We start from the raw sequence: 2,086 nt of genomic DNA on the forward strand, positions 1-2,086 counted from the left end.
GGATAACATACGCTTACGACGGTTCGCTGCCACCGTTTTATTAAGGTGTTTTGATAGCTTTTTACGTTTAAGCATAAACAACCTCCTACTGCTGAGTTTTGACAATGATCCCTAATGGTTTAGGGTGCCTTATGACAATCTTAATCTGCCTTTATAGTGCAGGATTGTTACCATAATATGAAACTTAGGAAACGATCTTTTTCACGTTTTGATGTATGGGCTGCACACTTGGAAATCAAGTGTGCAATTTTCGTTCAACGTAGAAGATTTAGCTATTATTATGCTTATTGAGCTACGGGGTCGAGATACTGATTATCTTGCGCCTCATCGGCCGATTCCATAGCTTCCAACGCGGCCTCCTCCTCCTCAATACTGATCACAACCAAATCATCAGTACCTGAACTATTGTCTATCTGCTTTTGTTGATCAACATGGCCAATAATACTTTGATAATAGCGACGAATGTTTTCAACGTAGGCCTTGGCTTCGTCACCTCGCGCGTAGCCATATCGAGTCTGGCTGAAGTATTTCTTTTGTCTCAGTTGAGGGAGGCGTTCTTTGACTTCAGTCCATGAATCAGGGTTCGCACCTTGTTGCTTGGTTAAGCGTCTTGCATCCATCATATGCCCATAGCCGACGTTATAGGAAGCGAGAGCAAACCAAATTTTCTCATGTTCTGGGATGGAGTCTGGTATACGCTGTACCATCCGACGCAGGTATTCGACACCACCACGAATCGATTGTTCCGGATCGAGTCGATTGGCGACACCAACACTTCTTGCCGTAGGGAGAGTCAACATCATCATACCGCGGACCCCGGTGGGGGATTTAGCTAACGGATTCCAGTGAGACTCCTGATAAGCTAAGGCGGCAATCAATCGCCAATCAAACTCGTCAGAATATTGTTGGAAAAGAGGGGCCCATTTTGGTAAGCGGACATCGAGTGCTCTAATAAAAGCGCGCGTATCGACATAATCAAACGTGCCCACGTGACCAATATATTTCTCTTCCAAGGCCGCTAATTGACCAGATTGTTTAAGGTTGCCAAAAAACTCAATCATCAAGGCGTATAAGCTTTCATCTTCAGAACGACGCATATACCAAGCGATAGGCTGATCTTCAGTTAATTCAAAGGCGACGGCTAAGTCAGGGTAGATTCGCTGCGACAGCGAGACTTCGACCGAATCAGCCATGGTAAATAGCAGTTCGCCATTCGAAACCTGTTTTAAAAGGTCGTTAACGTCGGCGTTATTATTCACATTGTACTGAAACTCTGGGTAGATCTGTTTAATGTCGCTGAGCGTATTTTCAAAGTGGGATTCATTCACGATAGAAAAAACGCTGTCACCTTCATGACCAGCAATCAGTTCCGGTTGTTTTTCCAGTAATTGTTTTAAATTTCTTGGACGCCAGTTGCCTTTCTTATAGACGACTTGTTGGCTGACATAGTAATAAGCGGGCCCTGTTCTGTACTCATTCAAGCGTTGATTCGATTGACTTAACCCTGCTGCAACAACGTCGATTTCCCCATTTTTCAGTGCAGGAAAGAGACTAGACAACCGATAAGCGGGTTTCATCTCTAGTTTAACCCCAAGCTGATTGGCAAATTCGCGTGCTAGTTCGTAGTCCAGCCCTGCAGGGCCATCTGGGCCAATGTAGTAGGAGAGTTGATTGTTCAACGTACCCACTCGCAATACGCCACGTTCACGAATATGGTCAAGCTCGCTTTTAGGATCTGAATCGATTTGGCAACCGACGACAAAAAGAGTGAGTAGGAAAATGGACAATGAGCGATGAAGCTGAATCAGATAATACTTTGGCATTTATGAGCGATCTCTTACATCAATTACTGCCTTTATATCAAAGGCGGCCATATTGGCAAAGTTTCAGATCAAAAACGGATGAAAAAGTGTCGGCGACCACGCTAATGTGGCTGTATTTCAAATTTGACAAAAAAAATGACGCAAACGGTTGCTTTTGGTGTTACGTCACAAAAAGAATTCCTTTATAATGCGTTCGAAATCACGAGGTGAAATTGGTATGTATTCAGTTTTCTTTTATTAACTTATTGTATTTTCATGATTTT

1 protein-coding gene is annotated in these 2,086 nt (G+C 43.4%); it reads right to left on the reverse strand.

The window, feature by feature from the left end:
* Window positions 1-284: 284 nt before the first annotated feature.
* Window positions 285-1,823, reverse strand: a complete 1,539-nt coding sequence (gene mltF, locus B9J84_RS15285; RefSeq protein WP_013857418.1) for a membrane-bound lytic murein transglycosylase MltF — start codon at window positions 1,821-1,823, stop codon at window positions 285-287.
* Between the last annotated feature and the right edge of the window lie 263 nt (window positions 1,824-2,086).

The sequence above is a fragment of the Vibrio sp. V03_P4A6T147 genome, assembly GCF_002241085.1.
GTDB lineage: Bacteria > Pseudomonadota > Gammaproteobacteria > Enterobacterales > Vibrionaceae > Vibrio > Vibrio anguillarum.